The 24,728-nt window shown below is 38.8% G+C and carries 24 protein-coding genes; 3 read left to right on the top strand and 21 right to left on the bottom strand.

Annotated elements, in window-relative coordinates; translation table 11 throughout:
* Nucleotides 1–123: 123 nt before the first annotated feature.
* Together N178_RS08395 and N178_RS08400 are read right to left on the bottom strand one after the other, a co-directional pair.
* The gene (locus N178_RS08395; protein ID WP_045291748.1) at nucleotides 124–1,575 is read right to left on the bottom strand and encodes a M20 family metallopeptidase; all 1,452 of its coding nucleotides are present in this window, start codon (nucleotides 1,573–1,575) and stop codon (nucleotides 124–126) included.
* 24 nt (nucleotides 1,576–1,599) lie between these two features.
* Nucleotides 1,600–2,823, bottom strand: a complete 1,224-nt coding sequence (locus N178_RS08400; RefSeq protein WP_045291749.1) for an MFS transporter — start codon at nucleotides 2,821–2,823, stop codon at nucleotides 1,600–1,602.
* A 168-nt stretch (nucleotides 2,824–2,991) separates the two neighbouring features.
* Here N178_RS08400 and N178_RS08405 point away from each other — a divergent pair, with 168 nt between their 5' ends.
* Nucleotides 2,992–5,070, top strand: a complete 2,079-nt coding sequence (locus N178_RS08405) for a helix-turn-helix domain-containing protein (RefSeq protein ID WP_045291750.1) — start codon at nucleotides 2,992–2,994, stop codon at nucleotides 5,068–5,070.
* Nucleotides 5,071–5,087: 17 nt separating this feature from the next.
* On the opposite strand, the gene N178_RS08410 is transcribed toward N178_RS08405, so the two are convergent.
* Genes N178_RS08410 through N178_RS08425 form a run of 4 tightly spaced genes read right to left on the bottom strand, consistent with a single transcriptional unit; the run spans nucleotide 5,088 to nucleotide 7,826 of the window.
* On the bottom strand, nucleotides 5,088–5,558 hold the full coding sequence (locus N178_RS08410) for a hypothetical protein (RefSeq protein ID WP_045291751.1): 471 nt from the start codon (nucleotides 5,556–5,558) through the stop codon (nucleotides 5,088–5,090).
* Between the two features lie 21 nt (nucleotides 5,559–5,579).
* A complete protein-coding gene (locus N178_RS08415; protein ID WP_045291752.1) occupies nucleotides 5,580–5,804 on the bottom strand; it encodes a non-oxidative hydroxyarylic acid decarboxylases subunit D in 225 nt (74 codons plus the stop codon).
* 16 nt (nucleotides 5,805–5,820) lie between these two features.
* Nucleotides 5,821–7,242: a non-oxidative hydroxyarylic acid decarboxylases subunit C gene (locus N178_RS08420; protein ID WP_045291753.1), complete on the bottom strand. Its 1,422-nt coding sequence runs from the start codon at nucleotides 7,240–7,242 to the stop codon at nucleotides 5,821–5,823.
* 2 nt (nucleotides 7,243–7,244) lie between these two features.
* Entirely contained in the window at nucleotides 7,245–7,826 is a 582-nt protein-coding gene (locus N178_RS08425) for a non-oxidative hydroxyarylic acid decarboxylases subunit B (protein ID WP_045291754.1), read from the bottom strand.
* Between the two features lie 113 nt (nucleotides 7,827–7,939).
* Here N178_RS08425 and N178_RS08430 point away from each other — a divergent pair, with 113 nt between their 5' ends.
* A complete protein-coding gene (locus N178_RS08430; protein WP_045291755.1) occupies nucleotides 7,940–8,809 on the top strand; it encodes a LysR family transcriptional regulator in 870 nt (289 codons plus the stop codon).
* Nucleotides 8,810–8,878: 69 nt separating this feature from the next.
* Here the strand turns inward: N178_RS08430 and N178_RS08435 are convergent, their stop codons facing one another.
* From N178_RS08435 to N178_RS08450, 4 genes are all read right to left on the bottom strand, one after another.
* Entirely contained in the window at nucleotides 8,879–9,835 is a 957-nt protein-coding gene (locus N178_RS08435) for an AEC family transporter (RefSeq protein WP_028408284.1), read from the bottom strand.
* Between the two features lie 707 nt (nucleotides 9,836–10,542).
* Nucleotides 10,543–10,947 carry a YkvA family protein gene (locus N178_RS08440; RefSeq protein WP_045291756.1) on the bottom strand — a complete coding sequence of 135 codons (405 nt, stop codon included), beginning with the start codon at nucleotides 10,945–10,947 and terminating at the stop codon, nucleotides 10,543–10,545.
* A 99-nt stretch (nucleotides 10,948–11,046) separates the two neighbouring features.
* The gene (locus N178_RS08445) at nucleotides 11,047–11,328 is read right to left on the bottom strand and encodes a hypothetical protein (RefSeq protein WP_045291757.1); all 282 of its coding nucleotides are present in this window, start codon (nucleotides 11,326–11,328) and stop codon (nucleotides 11,047–11,049) included.
* Nucleotides 11,329–11,416: 88 nt separating this feature from the next.
* Nucleotides 11,417–12,052, bottom strand: a complete 636-nt coding sequence (locus N178_RS08450) for a DUF1796 family putative cysteine peptidase (RefSeq protein ID WP_045291758.1) — start codon at nucleotides 12,050–12,052, stop codon at nucleotides 11,417–11,419.
* Nucleotides 12,053–12,287: 235 nt separating this feature from the next.
* On the opposite strand from N178_RS08450, the gene N178_RS08455 reads away from it, so the two are divergent.
* Complete coding sequence (locus N178_RS08455) at nucleotides 12,288–13,292, top strand: LLM class flavin-dependent oxidoreductase (RefSeq protein ID WP_045291759.1); 1,005 nt, start codon at nucleotides 12,288–12,290, stop codon at nucleotides 13,290–13,292.
* Nucleotides 13,293–13,319: 27 nt separating this feature from the next.
* Here the strand turns inward: N178_RS08455 and N178_RS08460 are convergent, their stop codons facing one another.
* The 11 genes from N178_RS08460 to N178_RS08505 form a co-directional block, all read right to left on the bottom strand.
* Complete coding sequence (locus tag N178_RS08460) at nucleotides 13,320–14,639, bottom strand: (Fe-S)-binding protein (protein ID WP_045291760.1); 1,320 nt, start codon at nucleotides 14,637–14,639, stop codon at nucleotides 13,320–13,322.
* The gene (glcD, locus tag N178_RS08465; protein WP_045291761.1) at nucleotides 14,636–16,048 is read right to left on the bottom strand and encodes a glycolate oxidase subunit GlcD; all 1,413 of its coding nucleotides are present in this window, start codon (nucleotides 16,046–16,048) and stop codon (nucleotides 14,636–14,638) included. The genes N178_RS08460 and glcD overlap by 4 nt, the downstream gene beginning before the upstream one ends.
* A gap of 128 nt (nucleotides 16,049–16,176) precedes the next feature.
* Nucleotides 16,177–16,332, bottom strand: a complete 156-nt coding sequence (locus N178_RS27495) for a helix-turn-helix domain-containing protein (protein ID WP_237758423.1) — start codon at nucleotides 16,330–16,332, stop codon at nucleotides 16,177–16,179.
* On the bottom strand, nucleotides 16,301–17,290 hold the full coding sequence (locus N178_RS08470; RefSeq protein ID WP_237758424.1) for a CdaR family transcriptional regulator: 990 nt from the start codon (nucleotides 17,288–17,290) through the stop codon (nucleotides 16,301–16,303). The genes N178_RS27495 and N178_RS08470 overlap by 32 nt, the downstream gene beginning before the upstream one ends.
* A 71-nt stretch (nucleotides 17,291–17,361) precedes the next feature.
* Nucleotides 17,362–17,934: a DJ-1/PfpI family protein gene (locus tag N178_RS08475; protein ID WP_045291762.1), complete on the bottom strand. Its 573-nt coding sequence runs from the start codon at nucleotides 17,932–17,934 to the stop codon at nucleotides 17,362–17,364.
* A gap of 122 nt (nucleotides 17,935–18,056) precedes the next feature.
* Nucleotides 18,057–18,383 carry an IDEAL domain-containing protein gene (locus N178_RS08480; protein ID WP_045291763.1) on the bottom strand — a complete coding sequence of 109 codons (327 nt, stop codon included), beginning with the start codon at nucleotides 18,381–18,383 and terminating at the stop codon, nucleotides 18,057–18,059.
* Nucleotides 18,384–18,596: 213 nt separating this feature from the next.
* Nucleotides 18,597–20,030, bottom strand: a complete 1,434-nt coding sequence (locus tag N178_RS08485) for a GntP family permease (protein WP_045291764.1) — start codon at nucleotides 20,028–20,030, stop codon at nucleotides 18,597–18,599.
* Nucleotides 20,031–20,075: 45 nt separating this feature from the next.
* Nucleotides 20,076–21,266, bottom strand: a complete 1,191-nt coding sequence (locus tag N178_RS08490) for an iron-containing alcohol dehydrogenase (RefSeq protein ID WP_080890164.1) — start codon at nucleotides 21,264–21,266, stop codon at nucleotides 20,076–20,078.
* Between the two features lie 244 nt (nucleotides 21,267–21,510).
* Nucleotides 21,511–22,659, bottom strand: coding sequence for an ABC transporter permease (locus tag N178_RS08495; protein ID WP_045291766.1), 1,149 nt, complete (start codon nucleotides 22,657–22,659; stop codon nucleotides 21,511–21,513).
* A 1-nt stretch (nucleotide 22,660) separates the two neighbouring features.
* On the bottom strand, nucleotides 22,661–23,767 hold the full coding sequence (locus N178_RS08500; protein ID WP_045291767.1) for an ABC transporter permease: 1,107 nt from the start codon (nucleotides 23,765–23,767) through the stop codon (nucleotides 22,661–22,663).
* 19 nt (nucleotides 23,768–23,786) lie between these two features.
* Entirely contained in the window at nucleotides 23,787–24,725 is a 939-nt protein-coding gene (locus tag N178_RS08505; RefSeq protein ID WP_045291768.1) for an ABC transporter ATP-binding protein, read from the bottom strand.
* Nucleotides 24,726–24,728 lie beyond the last annotated feature (3 nt).

The raw sequence follows: 24,728 nt of genomic DNA on the forward strand, positions 1-24,728 counted from the left end.
TACTTGAAACTTACGTTCACTATCACAATGAAAAAATCCGAACGAGTTTGATTCTCAACCAAGAATCTCGATTCATCGTTCGGATTTCCCTTCAACTACAATACGTTTTTCCCAACCTCGTTTTTATACCACGCTATAGTCTTCTTGTTTATTTTCTGAGTAATTAGGCGGCTGTATATGGGAAGGCACAAGACATTCATAGCTTTCTTCTTCTAGTCTACCCTCTAGCTCTTGTTTCGCTTGACTAATCAGCTCTTGATTTTCTATCATTTCAATCGCCGTAGCCGCGATGGCTTTTCCAGCCAATAACATCGCATTATGAGCATACTCCGTTTTCCCTTGAGCAACAGCTTGCCATGTATGAAACGGCGTAGCATAAGCCCATGTTGCCGTCACGCACTGTGCAGTGGGAACATTCCAGCTGACGTCTGCAACATCGGTCGATCCCGTCATAAACGAAACATTTTTAGACATAGGAGCAATTTGGTTGAAGACTGGGTGATTCGCTAAATTTTTGTCTAGCAGTGAACCGACTTGTTTTTTTGCTGCTTCTTTGTCTTCGGCGGATGTAGACTCGTAAATAGCTTTGGCAAAGGCCATGTCTTCTTGTTTAATTTCAGGTAAATTTATCTTCAGCATTTGCTTATGCATCAGCTGCTCCATTGTTTGATTTGGAATCAGATTTGCGCAGGCGCCTTGAATTTCCTGTTCCATTTGTGTTTCAGTCATCAAAGCTGCTCCCTTTGCAATTTTCACAACGCGTTCAAAAAGTTCTTTTACTTGAGATGGCTTCGGAGCACGAATTAAGTACATCACTTCCGCTTCTGCTTGAACAACATTAGGAGAGATCCCTCCGCTGTTTGTAATCGCATAGTGTACCCGCGCTTCGTCTATCATGTGCTCACGCATATAATTCACGCCAATATTCATTAACTCTACAGCGTCTAAAGCGCTTCTTCCAAGGTGAGGACTAGCAGCTGCATGACTGCTTCTTCCTTTAAATTTAAAAGTTGCTTGCATAACCGCATTCGATGACGTATGCATGACACCATTAACGGTAGCCGGATGCCACGAAAACGCGATGTCTACATCTTGAAAAAATCCTTCTCGTACCATATACGTCTTTCCGTATCCACTTTCTTCAGCTGGACATCCATAGTATCGAACGGTCCCCGGAACATTTTTTTCTTTTAAATATTCTTTTACAGCAAGCGCAGCTGCTAGTGAGCCTACGCCAAGTAAGTTATGTCCACACCCGTGGCCATTTCCATTTTTTTTGACTGGATCTGCTACTGCACACTTATCTTTTTGACTCAGCCCGGTAAGCGCATCATATTCACCGAGAATAGCGATAATCGGATAACCATGCCCGTAACTTCCAACAAAACCTGTTTCAAGGTTAGCAATATGTGTACGAAGCGTAAACTCTTCTTTTTCTAACATGTCGCAAATCAGCTGTGCCGACTTATACTCTTCAAACCTTGTTTCTGCATATTCCCATATTTGATCACTGATTTGAGTCAGCTCGTTTCGCTTTTTTTCAATAAGTTGTTCGACTTCTTTGATAATATCCATGAGACACTCTCCTTTTTCCCCTTATTATTTAACAGCATTTTGTGCGTCAACTAACACTTTTGCAGGTCGAATCGAAAATAACGAAATAGCACAGACAAGAGCGCAGATAATTAATAAAGCAAATGCTGCATTATACGACCCGCCAAACGATTGTACTAAAAAACCAATAAGCATCGGTGTTAATACGCCGGCTGCTTGAGCCCCTGTATTAATAAACCCATTTGCTGAACCGACCACTGATTCAGGCAACATTTTTAAAGGAGCTGAAGCGATTAAAATTACATTAAACGAAAACAGTAAAGTCACTGCGCTTTGAAAAACGATAAACATGCCTACACTAGGTGAAATAGCCATTAAGCAAAGAAAAACGCCCATCAGTAAACCAAAAACCGCTGCTATCGTCTTGTCTTTTCCATCTGGAAGCTTGTCTAAAACAAAACCGCTAACAAACATCCCAATAATACCTACAAATGCAGGGATAGCGGAAAGAAAACCGATGTCCGTTAAATTTAAATGTCGTACTTCGGCTAGATATGTAGGCATCCACGACATGAGCCCCCAGTTAATAGCGTAAATACTGAAATATGCAATAAATAAATTCCAAATCATCGGGGTTCTGATAATTTCTTTTAATGTCATCTGCTTAGCAGGAATAGCAGAAGCCTCTCTCTTTTCCCCCTGCTGCTTTTCTTTTAGTAAAAAAACAAACAGAACTGTAATAACGAGCCCGATGGCTCCTATGATATAAAAGATACTTCTCCAGCTTATCGTTTGCATCAGCTGCGTCGCCAGAATCGGTGTGACCACACCCATGATCGTACCTGACGATAACAAAAAGGACATGGCTCTACTGCGTTCTTGCTGAGGAAACCACCCTGCGATTCCTTTTGACGCAGATGGAAAATAGCTCCCTTCCCCTAATCCAAATAAAAAGCGAATGATAATAATAGAAGCAAAAGACCAGGCCATTCCGGTAAAAACCGTAAACAAAGACCATAAAAGCACGGCAATTGTAATAACTTTTTTAAATCCAAAGCGGTCTGCTAGCCACCCACCAGGTATTTGCATCAGCGCGTATCCTGCAAAGAAACTGCTTAAGATGATGCCTGTAGAAGAGGCATTAAGGTGTAAATCTTTTGAGATATCTAAAATAGCGTAATTAATAATAAAACGATCTAAGTTCCCAAGCGACCAGCCTAAAAATAATAAAAATAAAATGACGTATTTCCAGTTCATTCTTGCTAGCATAAATGCACTCATCTCCTTTTCATTCCATTTAATGTAATGTTTTGTAACAAATCAATTTGTTATATAAATATTAAAAAATTCTGACTATTTTTCAATGTGCATTTCTATATAATAAGAACTATAACTATGTATTTTTTTACATTAAGTAGTCTATAAGGGGTTGTTAACATGAGTGATTTATTAGCTAATATGAAAGGTTATCTTACATCTGTTATAAAAAACAGTTCGTATCAAATTTGGGCAAGTATTGATTCTGCAAATTTCAACATGATTTTTTCCAGTTCTTCATGCTCATCTCTGCTTTATGCTCCTCCCACTAGCCTACATAACGGCAGTGATTCCATTCAAAAGCATATCGCATATGAAGAGTTCGAAGAAATTTACTTATCTTTTCCAAATCGCTATGCGTTTGTTGTTCGCATATTTGCTAGGCATCACTGGACACCACAACAAATAAAAGAGCTATCCGCTAACTTTTCTTCTTACATGCTGCAAAAAAAGCTCGAGCGGCATGAGCACATTTTGAACGTACTTATGAAAAGCATTAAGGAAATCTCGCTTTTACAAGACTCTGACTATCTATTAACAAGAATTCTGGAAAATGCTCTTTCAGTTATTTCTGTTGCGGATATGGGCGTGCTGTGGATGTTTGATTCTTCTACACAATTTCTTTTGCCTCGGGCCTGGTCCGGGGGGCCAAATAATGAAATTCAAAACATGAAAATGAAAGTGGGCGAAGGAATTATCGGAAAGACATTTCAGCATAATAAAAGCTATATGTATACGGAAATAGCGGATATATTACGCGATTCTTCTACTATGACTGACGATAATATTCACTATCTTAATCAGTCCTATACGTTTACAAACATTCAATCTATTATTTCTGTCCCAATTTGCATGGAGGAACAAACGGTATGCGTACTCATTATTTATCAAAACGGTACAACCCCTCTTTTAAATGAAGAGGATAAAGAATTGTTAGAAAGCTTTTCCGATCAAGTTTCGATTGCTCTCTTAAACTCAGCGCTTTTTGAAGATGTAAAAAAACAAAATGAACTTTTAATACGCCGCGATCAAATTCATCGCACATTCATGAACGTTTCCCTTCAAAGTAAAGGAATTGAACCGATACTTACCGAATTACGCCGAATGGTTACATCTCCCGTCACCATTGTAGATTTTGTTGATAATAAGACCTATGGCTTCTTGAAATCCCTTGATATAGACACAAAAACAGCTGAATTTCACACGCATTTTCTTTTACATACAAAGGCTTGCTTTTATACTATTGATTCACACAACCAGAAGCACAGCGTCTACATTCAACCGATACACGGCATTGATACACTCTTAGGGTTAGTTATTCTGCAGGCAAATCAAGGAGATCTTTCCTCTCTAGATCAAGTGGCACTCGAACAAAGCAGCTCTGTTATTGCACTAGAAATGCTGAAAAAACAAACGTTAGTCGATTTATTTTACAAGCGAACGCATGAACTATTTAGTGAATACTTATCATGTTATGACACCACTTTACTGTATCAAAAAGCAAACGAGCTAAACATTGATACAAAAAAACATACTCTAGTCGCTCTTATTACGATTCGTTCACAAGCTGACCTGCAGCTCTTAAACTTACATCTTCATCGCCTTGTATCTGACATCAAATCGGTTTTCACTTCAAAAGCGCCGGTCGTATACGGATTCGACACGAAAGTAACCATTGTATTTACGCTTGATCCTTATGAAGAACATCATGCTATTATCAAACAATTAAAGGATTTACTCTCAAAATGGCGTTACTACAATGAATGTCATGTAAAAATAGGGATTGGAAGTCGTTATTCTAACTTTACCCAAATAGGAAAAAGTTATCGCGAAGCTGAAAAAGCTATCTCTTACCTTCTGTCTCAGCAGCAAGATGGATGCATGTTGTATGAGGAAATAGGAATTAACCGGTTATTTATTAATCAATCGAAAGAAGAAGTAAAAACCTTTATTGATGAAGTATTTGTCCCTCTTAAAAACAATCATTTGAATGATGAACCTTTAGAACAAACGCTAGAAGCGTATTTTGATAACAACCGCTCTGCTTCACTTACAGCTAAGCAGCTTCATATTCACGTTAATACACTCTATCAGCGGTTGAAGAAAATCGAAGATAAAATGAACATATCATTTACAAATAGTGAACATCTATTAAAAGTGCAGCTAGCATGCTATTTGAAAAAATTTCACTACAGCTAAAAAACCGATTCTTATTTTTAAGAATCGGTTTTCTCAGTAGAAAGAACAGCCTTAATTGATTGCTTCCAGCGGCTCAGTACCTCTTTGGAATAATGAAGCTGAAATTGAATGCCAGATGTTAAAACTGCATATTTTGCGTAATCTTCTTTAACAGCGGCTACTTCTCCCGTAAATAACTCATAGCCTGATAACACAGGAGCTTCTTTTTTCAGCCAAAATTTAATGTAATAAGCTTTTCCTTCAACAACTAATGTAACGGTTGCCTTATGATTCTGTATCATGTTTGTTGAAGACGTGGTATCTTTCCATACTAACAGCTTGACGCGTGAAGAGCTAATAGCTACCAGCTCTCCTGCGCTAATCATTGCTACATGAGGAAAACCTTCGGATGTCACTGTAGATAGCAGCATCGCATCATGCTGTTTTCTTTCTAAGTTTTTTCCATTTAAAAATACGCGCACGGCTTTTGGCAGCTCTGCTTTATTCATTTTACTTACCACCTTTGCTGATTAAGATCGGGGTGGCACAGGAGGCATGTGCGTTGCCAGCGGTACGGCTTTTGGATTAACTTTAAATGGTCGAGGGTATTTTTCAGGATTGGTGATCGTCTCAGGTTCAGAAGAACGCCAGGTAAACAAACACACGTTGCATAAGTAAATCTCCCAGGCTCCTTCAACTGGTGATTTAGATACTAAGTTCGCTTGTTTGGCTTCACATCTTGGACAAGTATACATGTCGATTCCTCCTTGTTTATTTTTGCATCATATTCGTTAAGATTTTTTCCCATTTTTCAGTTTCAAGTGGTGTATCTAAAGGCTGAGAATAGTGGCCTCTTGTTTCAGGTGCAATTGGTGTTGTAGCATCTAAGATCATTTTATCTGTAATACCAGCCGGCTCAGATCCTGGATCAAGTGGCAGAACTGAGAGATTAGGCACGGTTATAACATCATGTTTTGGGTGCATTTTTGTCGATAGCGCCCACATGACTTGCGGTAAATTAAACGGATCCACATCTTCGTCTACTACAATAACTAACTTGCAATATCCTAATCCATGCGGCGTAGTCAACGCCCTCATACCAACCGCCTTAGCAAATCCTCCGTATCGGCTTTTCGTTGAAATGATAGCAACGAGACCATGAGTATACATCGCATTCACAGCTTCAATCTCTTCAGGATATGCTTCTTTGAGCTGCTGATATAAAGGAACGCTTGTATTGATTCCAATTAAATAATCTGTTTCTGTCCAAGGCATACCGATATATAAACTTTCAAAAATAGGATCTTTGCGATGGTATACACGATTGATTTTGATAACAGGCATGCTTCTGCCACCGGAGTAATGACCTGTAAATTCACCAAAAGGACCTTCATACTCACGTTCACCAGCTAAAATTTCTCCCTCTAAAATCACTTCTGCTCCCCAAGGTACATCTAAATCAGAAAGCTGAGACTTCACAATTCTGTAAGGCTCACCTTGAATAGCTCCTGCCATTTCATACTCTGATTGATCGTAATGAAGCGGCGTAGCAGCTGCTGTGACAATTGCGGGTTCACATCCTAAAGCAATTGATATAGGGAGGTTTTCACCTTTTTCTTCGGCTTGTTTCAAGTGAATGGCAATATCATGCTGTGGCACAGGTTGAATGCCTAGACGGTCTTTTCCTTTGACCTGCATACGATATATACCTACGTTTTGTTTACCGAAATGCGCCTTATCATGCTGATCACGAGAAATAACGCACGCTTTATCTAGATAATAGCCTCCGTCTCCTTGATTCAAGCGAAACAATGGCAAAAGGTCGAATAAGTTAATATCATCTTTAATTTCACACTCATGAAATGGCGCTGTTTCTTCTCTTTTCACTTTAACAGGAAATTTTTCATATCTCCGAGCAAACTCAAAGAACTGTTCTTTTACAGGAGTTGACTTAGGCAGTCCCATCATTAATGCGTGATTTGACCAGGAACCCATTACGTTTAGAGCTACCTTTGCGTTGTTATATCCATAAATATTTGTAAATAATAATCCCGGCGTTTGGTCTCCTAAATTACTGATGGCTTGACCTGCTGAACCTAAATCTGGATCTGGCTGCACTTCCTCTGTAATCGTCAGCAGCTGCCCTTCTTTATGTAGCGTATCAAGGAAATCTCTAAAGTCTTTATAAGCCATGTTTATTTTCCTCCTTGTGATAAATGTTTAATTCCATTCCATCTTTTTGCCTCAGGAAGCTCAATTCCTAATTGATCTAACGTTCGAACAGCAATATGGGTAACAATATCATCAATTGTCTCAGGTTTGTTATAAAAAGCTGGCATAGGAGGTACAAGGATAGCACCCATTTTTGAAAGATCCAGCATGTTTTCTAAATGAATCGTATTCAAAGGCGTTTCTCGAGGAAGTAGCACCAGTGGCTTTCTTTCTTTTAGCATCACATCTGCCGTTCTCGCTATTAAGTTGTCTGCTAACCCCACTCGAATAGATGCTAATGTTTTCATGCTGCAAGGACTAACAATCATTCCATCTATACGAAAAGAACCGCTCGAAATTTTTGCCGCTTGGTCTTGATATGAATAGCAATAATCTGCTAGCGCTTCTACTTGCTGAACGCTATACGGTGTTTCCAGCTTAATTGTGGCATGAGCCCAAGGCGACATGACTAAATGCGTTTCAACAGAAGCCTTCTTCAAAAGCTCTAAAATTCGAATACCTAAAATAGCTCCCGTGGCTCCTGTGATTCCTACAGCTATTTTCATTTCTCTTTCTCCTCTCTCTTTTGGTTACACATTTAACTTTACACTCATTTTCCATACAATTAAAATATTGATAAAATATATAATAATACCTTTAAAGTATGGAGTTGAATACAGTGGAATTAAGACAGCTGCATTATTTTATTGTCATAGCTGAAGAATTAAATGTAACTAAAGCAGCCAAGCGCCTGCATATGGCTCAGCCTCCTTTAAGCAGGCAGCTAAAACAGCTCGAAAATGAGCTAGGTCTTTTGCTTTTTGAACGAAACAATAACAAGCGCTTATTGTTAACAGCAGAAGGAGAGCTTTTTTTAAAACGAGCGAAAGAAATTGTGCAAAGGGTCGAAAAATCCGTATTAGAAGTACAGGAATGTAAAAACATAACAAATGAAAAGCTTGAAGTCGGATGTACAATCTACTGTGCATCAACTGTTCTCGACAAGCTAGCTCTTATTCGAAAACAGTATCCAAACAGTACCTTTAATATCTATGAAAACGAACCAGCTCATTTAAACGAATTATTAACGGAAGGAAAAATCGATGTAGCAGTCACCACTACAGACTTACCTTATCAACAGGTAAAAACAAAAACACTTGCACCAGATGTTTTTGTTGTAGCAGTTCCCAAAGAAAGCAGTTATGCAGAAGAAAAGATTTCGGTAGCTGAAATTGCCTCACTTCCTCTTATCCTTCTTCGCTCAAACCGGGAAATAAGCATATACAATCGCATTATAAAAGAATTTGAAAAGATGGATATAACACCTAATATTTTATGCGAATGCCATGACTCAGCGATGCTTCTTAATTTAGTATGTCGTGGCCTTGGTGCTGCCATTGTTCCTTATTCAATGCTTTCCTCTTTTTCACTAGAACATATTAAAATTTTAAACATAGAAGATAATCCATTTGTGATTGAGCCTTTAGTTACGTGGCGTACCGACAGTTATCTTCCCAAAATTGCTCAAGAATTTTTAAAGCTTTTTTAAATATAGATGCACAAAAAAAGGCTTTGCTAAAATAGCAAAGCCTTTTTTGTTCTATATCCATATATGTGATTACATTAACCAAGAAATTAACAGCGGTAATGTAACAAGTGACATAATGGCACTAAGTACGAATGCTGAAGCTGTTTCACCAGCTAAGCTGTCAAAGCGAACTGAAATCATCGCTGCTACAGCTGAACCTGGGAACGCTACTAATAATACTAATTTTACGATGTCAGCTGATGATAGACCCATTGCTGTTGCAATTCCTAACATTACAAGCGGCTGAATAGCCACTTTTAAAATCGCAATACCAAATGCCGCTGGGCTAAATTGAATTTTACGGATACCAATTGTTACCCCAACTGCGAATAGAGCCGCACCAGATGTAATTGAACCAATTTGGTCTAAGCTGCTTGATAGTAAATCTGGAGATTGGAACCCACATAATACTAATACTACCGCGATTAACGGAACACAGGCTAACGGCTCAGAAAGACCGTGTAAGATTGATTTAATTGTTACTTTAAATAAGCTTTCTTCTGAATCGCCTTCACTTCTTTCACGCTGTCCAACCGTACCGATAATAGTTGCTAAAGGATCAAGCATCGCATTTACTACGATACCAGTAATGGCGATTGGAATTGCTACTACATCCGCGCCAAACAAGCTACCTAATACTGGAATACCCATAAACGCAAACGTTGGCTGCGTAGAGTTTAAAGAGAACATAGACGCGCCTGTTAGTGAGTATTTGAATACATATTTTGCAACAAGTAAGAAAAGAACATAAAATCCAATAATACCAAGAACTAATGCTAATAAAAACGGCCATTTTTCAATAAGCGTTTGTTTTGATGTTGTTGTAATACCAACGAATAGATGTGCAGGTAACGCAAATTTTGTTACAAGCGTATTTAACCCTTTAGATGTTGTTGCATCAAACTTTTTAAAGTACCCTGCTAAATAACCTAGCAAAATAACAAAAAAGATTGGGGTTAAAATAATAAAGATTTGACTAATTTCCATTTTTGAACACTCCATTGTTTAGATTAGAATCAATCATATAAATTTGCTTTCTTAGAAAGATAATTATCTTCTAAGGCTTGTCTATGAATATTGTTTACGTCAGGCCATTCATCTCCCTTTTTGCTAAACATCTCTACAAATATGAAGTAACGTATAATGGTTCATGAAAACGCATGGACTTTGTTTTTCTGCAATCATTTATTTACTTCGCAGCTGTTCATTTAGTTAACATCAAATCACACAAAACTTGTCATACAATACAGTAACTATACAACCTTAGCAAAAACTTGTCATACAATCATGTTGTTGGCTTACTTAGGCTGAAAAAAAACACCTTCAAATGAAAGATGCTTAATCTTGGAACGAAAGAAAGCGACTTCTGATTGATGAGGAAGAATCTCTAAGTGTTTGAAACTCTCAGTTAAAAAGTTCCATAATTTCACAAAGTTTTTACAAACAATCTTACTTATTTGTATACTGCTTTCTGTGACGAATTTATGAACATGTTTTAACTTAACATTTGTAGGGCAATTATTCAATTACATTGCTTAAAATTTTAATGAAAAAAATATTTTAATCCTGCTTTTTTTACATAAAACGGATTAAAATAGTTATAAAGACCTATATATTATCGCTTAAAAAGAAGATGATTCATCTATCACCTTCTTTTGCTCACTTTATTTAATAATGACATTTCGATCATAACGTTACTTTATTTTAGCATCAATAATGGAAAAATTGTGTTCTTCTGAAAACCACGTTTTAATTTTTTCTTTTGCTTTCAGTTTAACACCTTCATCAATGTACATGGCAACTTGAATCAATGCAAGCCCCAGAGCTCCTAAATCATCTGTAAACCCAACTCCTGCTGCAAAGTCCGGAATTAAATCTAAAGGAAGAATAAAATAACCTAACACTCCTATAATGACTGCTTTTGCTTTTGGGGGAATATCAGGTTTTTGCAGCGTGTAGTATAAAAGCAATACGGCATAAACAACGTTTGCTCCCGCTTTTTTACCAAACTTTTTAAGCTTGTCCCAAAATTTTTCTTCCGAATAATATTTGGCTGTTTCCTCTGTACGAGCGGGTACAATTTCTTGTTTCTCTTCCATATCGATCACCCTTTCATTACCATATGTACTTATTATAAACGATTATCTTTACCCAATTCCATTGAGAGATAAAACTCCATAAACCTGCACAAAGCAGGTTTATGAATTTTTTAACGAATAGTGCTTCATGACGATGGTAACTAAGTCATTCAGCGCCGTTTCACTTTTAGAATGATTTTCAAACTGCTGAATGAGATCCATATGTTCAAGCAGCACTTCGTAATTACCCGTCATCTTTCTGAGAACTTCATATGCGGAACTATTCAAATCCACTTGTATTTTTAAATCTTCCAGCTGTGCTAAATACTCGTTCCAGCACTGGTCTTGTTCTAGCAGCAGCCATACAATTTCTTTTATCGCCTTCCGCACATTGGACTCCATCTTTTCATCTCCTTTGATACACAGATATAACAAAGTCTATGAAAAAAACAAGCTTTTTCATTCCCGTATTAAACAAAAAGAGTTTCTTTTATTTTATAACAAGCCCGCTGAAGAGCTCTTCCCATACTTTATCATCGCGCAGTACATCCATTGAAAAAATAGGTGCATATAAGGCACACGTGTAAGGCAAGTCCCAGTTAGCTTCGGACAAAAGTTCTTTTTCGCTGTTTGTCAGCAGCAGTATATAGAAATCGTTTTTGACCATTCGCTTTAAAATATGCTCTAATTCTTTCGCTTCTTCATACGTTCCACCCATACGAATAAACAATATACAAGAACTGGTCTCCATCGACGTTAAAAACCGCTCCGTTCTCCGCTCATACTTTTCTTTGACTTCACTGTACGAAAGCCAGTTATCTTCTGTATTGATAGACGACGGAAAATCATGAGCAGAATCAATTTGATACACCTTATCACGCAGTCTAAGGGTGGAACCATCTCCGAAAGAACTGACATAGGTTAAATGTTCATATAAAAATAAGTCTTTACACCGGTTTTTCAACAGCAGATTGACATGAGAAAGAGAAATGCTAATACACCAATCAATCACGCCGGCTTGTTTTCGCAAAGAATATTTTTTCATGTATATCCCTGGAAAACAGTTATAGCCTAAGCTGTATATCATATCGTACTGCTTGCTTTTTAGTTCATTTAAAGTAACCATATTCATCCTCCCTTCTTCTATAAAATATGACAGCTTTTTATAGAAAGAGGCGGCTTCTGCCTTATACCGTACAAGCTTTTTGCTTTTTAGGAGCTTGTATAATAAAAGAGTAAGGAATTAAAGAAAAATAACCGAAGCAAAATATTTTGGAACTCGAAAGATTATTGTTAAAATACTTGTATTCCATTGAAATAACAAGGCCTATGAAGTCTTTAAAAGAAAGAAGATGAAATTGATGAGTAAAGAATTAAAAGATATTCCGATTTCCGTATTGGATCTTTCTCCTGTAGTTGAAGGAGGAACTGTATCTGACTCACTTAGAAATACATTAGACTTAGCTCAGCACGCTGAAAAGTGGGGATACAACCGCTACTGGCTAGCTGAGCATCATAATATGACAGGTATCGCAAGCTCCGCTACATCTGTTGTAATTGGTCATGTGGCTGGAGGCACGTCACGCATTCGCGTAGGCTCTGGCGGCATTATGCTTCCTAACCATTCTCCGCTTGTTATTGCTGAGCATTTTGGCACGCTTGAATCACTATTTCCAGGACGTATTGATTTAGGCTTAGGAAGAGCGCCAGGGACAGATCAGCTGACAGCACAGGCGCTGCGACGCGACCGCAGGAGCGACGGCAGTGACTTCCCAGAACAGCTGGCTGAACTGCAGGAATACTTTAAGCCTGCTTCAAAAAGTCAGATGCGTGTTAAAGCTGTTCCCGGTCAAGGTTTAAATATTCCGATTTGGCTCCTTGGCTCAAGCGGTTTTAGCGCACAGCTTTCTGCACAGCTAGGCTTGCCATTTTCATTTGCAAGTCACTTCTCGCCTAATAATACAATGACAGCTCTTAACATGTACCGTCGTTATTTTAAGCCGTCCGACGTGTTAGAGAAACCATATGCAATGTTAGGTGTGAACGTAATTGCTGCTGATACAGATAGAGAAGCTGAACGTTTGGCTACTTCTATGCAACAGCAGTTCCTAAATTTAATTCGAAACACACCGGGTAAACTAAAAGCTCCTGTCGATAATATGGATGAACTATGGACGGACTTTGAGAAAGCTTCTCTCCAACAGCAGCTGGGTTCTTCTATTGTCGGAAGCCCTGAAACAATTAAAGCCAAGCTGGAACAGTTTATTGAAGAAACGGATGCAGATGAACTTATGATTAACGCTCAAATTTACGATCACAAAGCTCGCCTTCGTTCGTACGAAATTGTTTCTCAGCTGTTCAAATAATAAAAAGGCCGGACGTGTCCGGCCTTTTTATTTGCTTTCTACTGCTTCAAGAAGTAAATCTGCAAGATGAACGGCTCTTACACTTTCTTCTACTCCTTCTCTGACTACCCCTAGCTTCATTTGAATGAGACAGCCCGGGTTTGCTGTTACAATCGTATGTGCATGCGTTTCTTTCACTTTTTCCATTTTATAATCCAAAATTTGCATAGACATCTCTTGTTCCGTTAAGTTATAAATACCGGCTGAGCCGCAGCAATGATCCGCATTTTCCATTTCGTTAAACACCGTTCCGTTAATCGCTTGGATCAGTTTTCTCGGTGCGCTCGACGTTTTCATCACGTTTCTTAAATGACACGAGTCTTGATACGTAATAATTTGACTTGGCAGGGATAACTTTTGTTTTTCCACAAACTGCTGCTGTAATAAAATCTCTGAAAAATCTTTAACTTTTGCAGAAAAAACCGCTGCTCTTTCTTTCCATTCCGGTTCCTCTTTTAATAAATGATCGTATTCCACTAACAATGCACCGCAGCCTCCTGCGTTAAGAACAATATCATCCGCTTGAATAGATTCAAACGCCATGATGTTTTGCTTCGCTAACTTTTTTGCCTGATCTTTTTCTCCTCCATGCGCATGCAGTGCGCCACAGCACGTCTGCACTTCTGGTATGACGACCTTACACCCCGCTTTTTGTAAAAGTGCAATCGTCGCGTTGTTTGTTTCCATAAACATCGTATCCATTAAACACCCTGTAAAAAAAGCAACCGTACGTGTTTCTGTTCCTTCTGCTTCAAATAAAAAAGAACGTTTCTTCATTTCCTTTTTTGTTGGCACAGGCGGAAGCGTTTTTTCCATTTGTGCTAAATTACCGGGCAGGACATTTAGTATGTTTGTTTTTTGAACGGCTTTTTGCAAGCCGCTTCTTTGATAGAAAGCAAGCAGAGAATGTACATTTTTTAATCGTTCTTTATGCGGGAAAAGGTGTTCAAACACCATATGCCTGAGCGCTTTTACCGGCCATTTATGTCTTTTTTTCTGCTGAATAATATCACGCGCTTCTTCTAATAAGTGTCCGTACTTCACACCCGAAGGACAAACAGGCTCACACGCTCGGCAGCCAAGGCAAAGATTCAATTGCTTTTCAACGGATTCATCAGGTTCAATAAGTCTGTCTACCACTCCTTTCATTAAAGCAATTCTTCCGCGCGGTGACGCTGCTTCATATTGATTCGTTTGTCCATACGTCGGACAGCTTGGCAAACAAAAACCGCATCTCATACAATTCATTAACTCGTCATAATCTAACCGTTCTTTGAACGCTTGCTGAATGTCTTTTGTTGCCGTCATGAACGAACCACCACTCTTTTTCTCGTGTCTTTAGCAAAAATTTTCCCTGGATTCATAATTCCTTGCGGGTCCAAAGCATACTTAATTGCTTTCATCGCAGCTACTCCTTCTCCGCCCATCTTCAGCGCCAAATACGGTGCTTTCATTTCTCCCACTCCGTGTTCACCTGTAATCGTTCCTCCAAGCTCAATGGCTTTGTGAAAAATTTCTTCAAAAGCTTGTTCAACGCGCTGAAGCTCTTCTTCGTCACGTGCATCTGTTAAACAAGTCGGATGCAGATTTCCGTCTCCCGCATGACCAAACGTACAGATTTTAACGTTATATTTTACGGCAATTTCATTAATGCCTTTAACCATTTCACTAATTTTAGAACGAGGAACGGTTGCGTCTTCTAAAATCGTCGTTGGCTTCATTCGCGCTAAAGCAGAAAGAGCTGATCTTCTTGCTGTACTTAACGCTTCTGCTTCTGCTTGCGAAGCTGCTACTTTTACAGATACAGCGCTTCCTTCACTGCAGATGCGTGAAATCATTTCCATATCGCGAGTCACTACTTCCGGCGGTCCGTCTTGTTCAATCAATAAGACAGCGTTTACATCTGTTGGCAGCCCAACTTGCGCAAAATCTTCTACTACTTCGCACGTCGGCTGATCTAAAAATTCAAGCGTGGCTGGAATAATCTTATTGGCGATAATTGCTGAAACCGTCTTAGCAGCTGCGTCCATGTCTTCAAACAGCGCGAGCAGAGTTTGTTTTGTTTCAGGTATTGGAATGAGCTTTAAAATTGCTTCTGTCACAACGCCAAGCGTTCCTTCAGAACCGACAAACAAGTTCGTTAAATCGTAGCCAGCTACATCTTTAGCCAGCTTGCCTCCCGTCTTAATGCAGTCGCCGTTTGCAAGAATTACTTCAAGCCCAAGAACGTAATCTTTTGTTACGCCGTATTTTAAGCCTCGTAATCCTCCTGAGCATTCATTGATATTTCCTCCGATGGTTGATATTTTCATAGAGCTTGGATCAGGAGGATAAAATAAACCTTTTGCCTCTACAGCGTTAATTAAGTCTAACGTGATAACACCTGGCTGCACGGTAGCGGTTAAATTTTCTTCATCAATTTCCAAAATTTTATTCATTCGGTTAAAGGTAAGAACAATTCCTCCTTGCGTGGGACACGTTCCTGCGCTTAAATTCGTGCCTGAACCTCTTGGCACAATAGGAACATGATCTTCGTTGCATATCGTTAAAATTCTTTTCACTTGATCTTTGTTTTCAGGCATAATAACTGCATCAGGAAGCGACTGAAAGTTAGGGGTTGCGTCATAAGAGTACACGAGTCTTGCTTCACTGCTATCTTGAAAGTTGGCCGATCCTACAACTTCAATGAGCTTTGCTTTTGTTCGTTCATTAAGCATAACGTTCCTCCTTATATATCTCTTACTCTTATTATAGTTGCAGAAGCCACGAGGGACTATGGATAAAAAACTAAAAAAAAGCGCTTTAAAAACTCATTTTTTGTATGTTTATCTAACGAAGGGCGCACTTACTCTAATAGAGACAGCGCAAGGTAAAAAAGCGTGAGACCCTTTACACTTTTAGGATCAATGTCTGTGAGTTCTTTCATTTGCTTCAAGCGGTAATGAAGCGTATTGATATGAATATGTAAATCAACTGCCGTTTTTTTTAATTGATTGATCATTGGATAAATAGCATTTCAGCGTTTCAAGCAGCTCTTTTTCTTTTAAAAGAGCGGAAAGCACTCGACTCAAGAATTCCTTTTTTACAGGTTCAGAAACATCTTCTAAAATCATGTCCATCAGCAGCTCCTCATAAAAAACAACGGCTTGACGTTTTGAAGCTACTTTAAGCGCTTTTTTCGCTTCTTCATATGAAGCATGCAAATTAAATTGCTCCGCTGGCTTTCCTACACCAATAGTGATGATAACTTGGTTGTTTGCTTGAATGTACTGCTGACATTTTTTTAATTCTTCTTTAAATCCTTGTCTTACCTTTTCACCTACCGCTTCTTTCAGTAAAAGCAAGCGATCGTATCCCCAATTTGCGATATAATCTCCTTCACCTTTATGACTTTCAAACCAGTAGCGAATCATTTCTTGTACTTGCTGCTGCTTCTTTTTCGAAAGAGATGAATCAAATTGAAACAGCGTGCAGCAGTAAGAACTGTCTACTTGCACTCCTAAAATATGGCCTCGTTCAATAAATTCTGCATCTACCTGCTGGCTATAAATCCATTCACGAAAAAAAGCTTCTACTCCTTTATTTTCCCATTCCTTCGCTTCTATATAGTATGCTTCGCGAATAATTAACTCTGTTAACCTTCGAATAATCTCTGCAAAAGGCTCAACAGCTTCTGGAGTACCTGTAATGCCAATAACACCAATAATGTCTCCTTGATAACTGATGGGCAAGTTAATGCCTGGCTTAACTCCTTTTAAATCCGCTGCTTCTTTTTTGGAGATATATAGTTTTTGCTTTCTTTGCATCACGTTCCACGCACCTTCGTGAAAAAAACCAACTCGCTTTTCTTCTGTTGATGCAATAATAATTCCACGTGGATCCGTTACAATCACATGCTCGTTCATCACAAGCTGCACTTCTTTTATAATTTTCTTCGATAGTTCAGACACTAGCTGCACGTTGTCTACACCTCACCTATCATCAATTAAAAGAGCTGAAAGAATTCTTTTCTCTCAGCCCGCTTTTTTTATTATGCGTTCACTTTTTCAGCTTTTTTTAGTACGTTAAAAAACTCTTTCATAAATTTAGGTAAATCTGGCCAAGCCTGTCCAGTTACTAAGTTTCTGTCTACGTGAAGCGTCTGTTCGATAAACACAGCACCTGCCGCTTCTACTTCCGGACGACAAGCAGGATACGCTGTTACTTCTCTGTCTTGCAGGTACTCTCTAACCGTCGTTAATACGAGCTGACCATGACAAATAACGCCTAAAGGTTTATTTTCTTTTAAAAAATGCGCGGCAATTTCCTGAACTTTTGTGTTCATTCGAATGTATTCAGGTGCCCGTCCTCCTGGAATAATAAGTCCATCATAATCAGCGGGATTCACTTCATCGACAGAAGCATGAGAATCAATTTTATATCCCGTTTTCTCTGTGAAAGTTTCCATTTCTGGAAGGAAATCATGAACAACCGTTTGGAGCTTCTTTTTTACGGGGGAAGCAATGGTACACTGAATATCTTCTTCTAAACAGCGATAATACGGATAAAAAACTTCTAATGCCTCCACGGCATCTCCTGTTAAAATCAAGACACGTTTACTCATCTTTTATCACCTTTTCTTTCTTAATGTCGTCATTTACTTCTTCTCGCAAGCTGCTTTTCATTCCTGCTTTTCTCTTTATGAATAATAAAAAAAGCAGGGCCTTCATTCCTTTACTAGGAATGTCAGCCTTGCTTTTTATCTTGTACTCTTTTTAATTCAGCTGTTAATTCGATAAACCAAGCTTCGTCTTTTGTTAGCAGCGCAAGATCAATTAATGAAAGAATCTGCTCTTCGTGCGCCGTTTTTTGAAGGGGCAGCTTCTCTATTTTTCCATCCATCATGCCAATGGTTGTGCCGACCATTTTTTCATCATCACTTTTTACAACGTTGATTAGTGCTGCTTTTTTAGACGGGTTAATCGTTTGAATATATCCATATATAAGTTCACCGTTGCGAGATTTTCCTTTGACCCAGTCGCCTACTTTTAAATTTTCTTCAAATAGCTTCACAGTCATTCTCCTTTCTTCATAAACATGCTAAAAATTAATGTAACGGCATATAGTATTCTAGAAAGTAGTGTAATCATAATACTTACAGTTTAGAAAGTCAAAGAATCTGTTTTAGAGCAAAAGGCTCGATATACAAAATCACTGCAACAATAAAAAAATCCGGACGATAAATCGTTCGGATCTTTCTGCAACTACACTCAACCTCTTTATTTGTTACACGAGTCCAGTTAAGCTGTAGATTCCAATGATTAAGAAACATGCAAGCGTTTTTATAACAGTGATGGCAAAAATATCTCGGTAAGACTGTTTGTGTGTTAACCCGGTAATAGCAAGAAGGGTAATAACAGCTCCGTTATGAGGAAGCGTATCCATACCGCCTGATGCCATCGCTACAACTCTGTGCATAACTTCAGGAGGAATGTTGTACTGATTAATAGCTTCTACATACTTATCTCCCATTGCACTAAGCGCAATTCCCATACCTCCAGAGGCAGAGCCTGTAATACCAGCTAAGATGTTTGTCGTAACGGCTCCATTGACAAGCGGATTTGTAAAGGTATGTGAAATACCATCACGAACGGTTGCAAAGCCAGGAAGAGATGAAATAACGCCTCCAAAGCCATACTCAGCTCCCGTGTTCATCGCTGCGAGAAGCGCTCCGCCAATACTTGCGTTAAGACCCGCTTGGAAACCGGTGGTCACTCTTTTCCAATCGTAAGCAATCGTCGTAATAATTCCAATAACAAGTGCTAGCTCTACTGACCAAATACCGACAACTGCAGTTAAATCTACTTTTCCGAACGCTTCAAGACCAATTTTGGCAAAATCAAAACCGTCTGGGTACCACTTTGGAATAGAAACCGTGAAAAATTTGTTTGCAACCCCTACAAGCACGAGCGGAACAAATGCTAAAATCTGTCTTGCTACGCTAGGTTCATATTTAGGCTCTGTAGAAGGCACAGACTCTTTTTCTAGTTCTGCAGCAGCCGCTAGTTCATTATTAAATCCGTAGTAGCCTTCTCCAGCTTTTCTTGCTTTTTTGCTTCGGCTTTCTAAATACCAAAGACCTAAGCTAAAGACAATAACCGATCCGATAATCCCCAGTGTCGGAGCAGCATAGATGTCTGTTTTAAAAAAAGTCGTTGGAATAACGTTTTGAATTTGCGGTGTACCCGGAAGTGCATCCATGGTAAACGAAATAGCTCCTAATGCAATCGTTCCCGGTACTAATCGTTTTGGAATATTCGCTTCGCGGAATAAGTTAGCCGCAAATGGATAAACTGCAAACGCAACAACGAATAAACTTACGCCGCTGTAGGTTAAGATTGCTCCCATTAAAACAATAGCCAAGATGGCGCGTTTAGCCCCTACTACTTTAACAATGGTTTTCGCAATCGATTCGGCGACTCCAGACATTTCAACCATCTTCCCGAAGACTGCTCCTAATAGAAAGACAGGGAAGTAGTTTTTAATAAATCCAACCATTTTCTCCATAAAAACGTTTGAGAAAAACGGGAGTGCATAGCTTGGTTCCGTTAAAATAACGGCTAGCAGCGCACAAAGTGGCGCAAATAAAATAACTGAAAATCCGCGGTAAGCAATCAGCATCAAAAGCCCCAGAGACAGCAAAATAATCAGCAAATCCATAATGTTTCCCCTTTCATCCCTCATTCAATTTGTCTTGAATGTATCTTATTTTTTATAAAGTGCAGACTCAAACTCATATTCATAGCACGTGTAATACAGCTGGATAATTTCTTCTGCCGTCGGTACAACCGGATGGTTAGCAGGACTTCCGCTTTGAATCGCATCCGCTGCCATTTTCTCAACCGCCGCATAAAATAGCTGGCGATCAATGCCCCACGATTGAAGATTAGGAATCTCTAAGTCGATACAAAGCTGCTTGATGGCTTCAATTAACACATCTGCTCCTTCTTTTTTTGTATATGATACGTTCGGAAAAAGAGCTTGTCCTATTTCACCTAAACGATCGATTGAAGCCTCTTTTGTATAGTCCAAAACCGCAGGCAGGAGCATCGCATTAGAAATACCGTGCGGCACATGGAATAACGCGCCAATAGGTCGTGACATACCGTGCACTAGAGCAACGGATGAATTTGAAAACGCCATTCCCGCCAGCATAGAAGCATAGGCCATTTCGTTTCTTGCTTGAACATTTTCTCCATTTCTGTACACAAGACGGATATTTTTCATGATTAACTCAATTGCTTGAAGCGCAAGTGAATCTGTAAAAGGATGTGCTTTTTTAGACAAATACGCTTCCACTGCATGACTGAGTGCATCAATTCCTGTAGCTGCCGTTACGTGTTTCGGACATGATAGAGTTAATAACGGATCAACAATGGCTGTATCTGGCAATAATTGAGGTCTTGCGAGCATCATTTTTACATCGTACGCCGTGTCAGTAATAACCGTCGCTTTCGTCACTTCTGAGCCTGTTCCAGCAGTCGTAGGCACGGCAACCAAAGGAAGAGGACTATCTTGAAAATCTTGTTGATTTTGAAAATACGTTCGTAGATGCCCTTCATTTGTCATCATAATGGCAACCGCTTTTCCAGTATCGATACAGCTGCCTCCCCCTAAGGCAATAACCACATCGCACTGCTCCATTTTACATATGGCAAGCGCTTCATCTAGATGAATATCTGTCGGCTCTGAATTTACGCCTGTATACACGGCACAGTCCATGCCAGCTTCTGCTAAGTAACGACGGCAAGTTTCTACATTGCCTGCTTTCACCATAACGTCATCACTTATAAGCAGCGCTTTTGTCCCAAGCAGTGCAGCCTGTTCTCCAATTTTAGAAAATGACCCTTCTCCATATAAAACCGTGCGTGGTACAAGTAGTTCATAAATTCCCACTGTTTTTCCCCCTTTGTTATCTCGCTGACAATCTCTCCTTCCGTATTTCATGCTGCCTTATGTAAGCGATTTCATTTATTTGTGCAAAAAACCAACATGAACTTCGTTTTTCTCCCCTATTTATTCTCTTTTTGTATACCCCTTTCCTCTTTCATTCTAAAATTTCATCTTATATTTTTCAATCTTTTTTTGTAACTTTTTAAAAATTACAAAAAAAGCCAGAGGTATTCTCTGACTTTACCATTTAAATAAACTTTTGAACAGTATTATTTCGATTTAATTTATAAATAGACAGCAGGAAAAAAACGAGTGCAAAAGTTAGTAAAATGCTGATATTTAACCATAGGCTGCTTAAACCAGCTCCTTGTTGAACACTTTTCAACGTACTTAATACCCACGTTTGAGGAAGAAAGTCGGCTATTTTCTGCATCACATCCGGCATAAATTCAGGTGGAAAAAAGCAGCCGGACAGTAAACAAGTTGGCGTGATGATAAGCGTCTGAAGACCATTCGCTGCTTTTGAACTTTCTGTAAAAGCGATAATTACAAGAGACAAGCCGATGGCTACTAGGCCAAACAAAACTAAAATAAAAAATAGCTGCCATACAGGAATGTTCATATCGACGTGAAAAAGAGTCGTAATACAAACAAGTGTAATCATTACTTGCAGAGTTAATAAGATCATATTTGTCATAACATTGGATATCACGTATTGCCTTGCACTAACTGGCGAAGCTAGCAGTCTGAAATACGTTCGCTGCTCTTTTTCTTTTGTGATAAGAGCCGATAAATTCACCGCAGAAAAAAGCATAAACATAATTAAATACCCAATTGTCTGCTTGACAATGTTTTGATCGGTTCCTTTGTCTTCAAGGGCATGCGTAGAGACGTGGAATGGCGCTTTTTGATAATTCTCATACATTTGTTTAAACGCAGCATCGTCGCCTTCAGCAGCTTGATTCAGCGCAGAAATATTATCAATATATTGATACAAATAAGACTTAATAAAGCTCGTTACCTCTGCTCCTTTTATTGAAGTAATCGTAATATGATCTGGTTTGTTCGCTTTGACGCTGTCAGAAAAGCCTTTTTCAAAAGTAATAACCGCATCCACTTTCTTTGACGTAATCTCATGATCCACTTCTTTGTCCGTGAGCATTTTAACATTTGTTTTATGCAGCCCTTTTAAAAACTGAACGGTATCTTTTGTAATATCCGTTGAATCGTGATTGACAACTCCGATATTCACCGAAGTCCCTCCTGCATTTCCATAAATAAGAACGGACATTAAAACTCCTGCAATAGGCAAACCAATAACAAGCACAAGCGTCCTTTTGTTTCTAAGCAGCATATTTCTTAGCATATTTGTGACAAGCCACACGATATTTTTCATGTTATAACCCCTCTCTTTTTCTCAAAAGCACAATGGCTATGCCCAAGAACAAAATAGAGAAGCCTACATTCAACCCAATAGCTGAAAGAGAAGCGCCGATATCATTTGTATAAATCAATTTAATAAGTCCATTGTTCATCCAAGTTAAAGGTGATACATTGACGAAGCCCTCTCCAGATCCGTTTTGAAAATAGGTTCCTCCTACAATACAAGACACTTGAATAACAACCATAATAATTGCTCTTGCCGCCGCTTCTGTCTTCGTAAGGTAGCTAACTCCTAGTCCAAAGCTAATAGCAAAAAGAATTTGAGATACTAACATTACGAGTACTAAAAGTAAATGATCTCCCCAATTCGCATCAAAAAAGTATTTAGTCGACATAATCACCACTAACACACAAATAGTGTGAACCAAAACAGTACCTAAAATTTTCCCGACAAAAATTTCAGCGGTTTTAATCGGAGCGGCTACTAGTCGACTAGCTGTATTTCGCATACGCTCTCCTCTAATTAAATAACTCGCTGAGATAGATCCGTACAAAACAATCATAGTTGTCATTGAAATGGCGTAGTAGTCTATTGAATTGGGCTGTTTTTGAGAATGAAGGGATGTTTCTTGAATATAGTCATGCTTAGACGCACGGAGCAGATTCTCCACTTGCTGAGGATTTACTTTGGCTACTTCCATAGCCACGTTATACTTATCAACAAACGTGCTTAACATACCTTGCACCATGTTAAATTCAATGCTGTTTTCTTCATTTCCGTAGAGATGAATGCCTCCGTCTTTCACTTCTACATAAGCTGTATAGCGCTGTTCTTTTACTTCTTTTTTTCCATCCTGATCTTTTTTCAGCGCTTTAAAGTGAATGCAGGATTTTTCTGCATGTGCAGCAAACTGCTCAAAAGCAGCAGATGCTTCATTACTTGTGTCCATTTTGTAGAGAACGTAACTGTCGTCTATCGTCATGTCATTATTAAAGGCTTGGGACAAAGCTGTTCCTAAAATAAGGACAAGAGCTAGCGGAAAAAGAATCATAAAAATAAATGCACGCTTATCTCGCAGATCACTTTTCATTTCTTTCAAAGCAATTGCAATAATATTCATTCGTTATTCCTCCTTTCTTTTATAAATCTCTTAGACTGCGTCCTGTGAGCGTCAGAAACACCGTCTCTAAATTGGGGGCTTGCTCCTTGACTGCTTTAATTTCGATATGATGCGTCATTAAATAATGAATGACTTTGTTCAAGTTATTCACTTCGGCATTTGAATTAATTTTAATGATTCCATCTTCGTACGTAACGGCTGTTACTCCCAGAATGTCTTTTAGACCGCTGCAATCTATATCGTCTGCTTCTTTTACTTCAATCCAAATATCTTTTGTATCGGTGATAATCGATTTCAGCTGCTCTTTTGTTCCTTCTGCAATAATTTTGCCGTGATCAATAATTGCAATCTTTGTACATACCTCTTCTACTTCTTCCATATAGTGACTGGTATAAATGATTGTGCTTCCCATTTCATTTAGCTTTTTTACAGATGTTAAAATATAATTTCGCGACTGAGGATCAATGCCAACCGTCGGTTCATCCATAATGATAAGCTTCGGGCGATGAGCAATTGCGCATGCGATATTTAACCTTCTTTTCATTCCTCCTGAAAAACTTTTCGGGTACGCCTTTTGTTTATCCAAAAGCCCTACAAACGCTAAAGCTTCTTCGACTCGTTCGTTAAGAAGTGATCCTCTTAATCCGTAGAGACCTGCAAAAAACTTCACATTTTCATAGGCTGTCAAATCTTCATAAATCGCTAAGTCCTGCGGAACAATTCCAATGTTCATCTTTGCGAAATTTCGGTGTTTCTTTATATTTTTCCCAAGCACTTCAATATCGCCGCTGTTGCTTTGAAGCAGACTAGCCACCATATGAATCGTTGTGCTTTTTCCTGCTCCATTTGTTCCTAAAAAGCCAAATATATCTCCTTCTTCTACTTGTAAAGACAAATTATCTACCGCAATAAAATCTCCAAATTTCTTTGTTAATTTTTGAATTGATAATACGTTCATCAT

Origin of the sequence: Priestia aryabhattai B8W22, from assembly GCF_000956595.1 — a bacterium.
Taxonomy (GTDB): domain Bacteria; phylum Bacillota; class Bacilli; order Bacillales; family Bacillaceae_H; genus Priestia; species Priestia aryabhattai.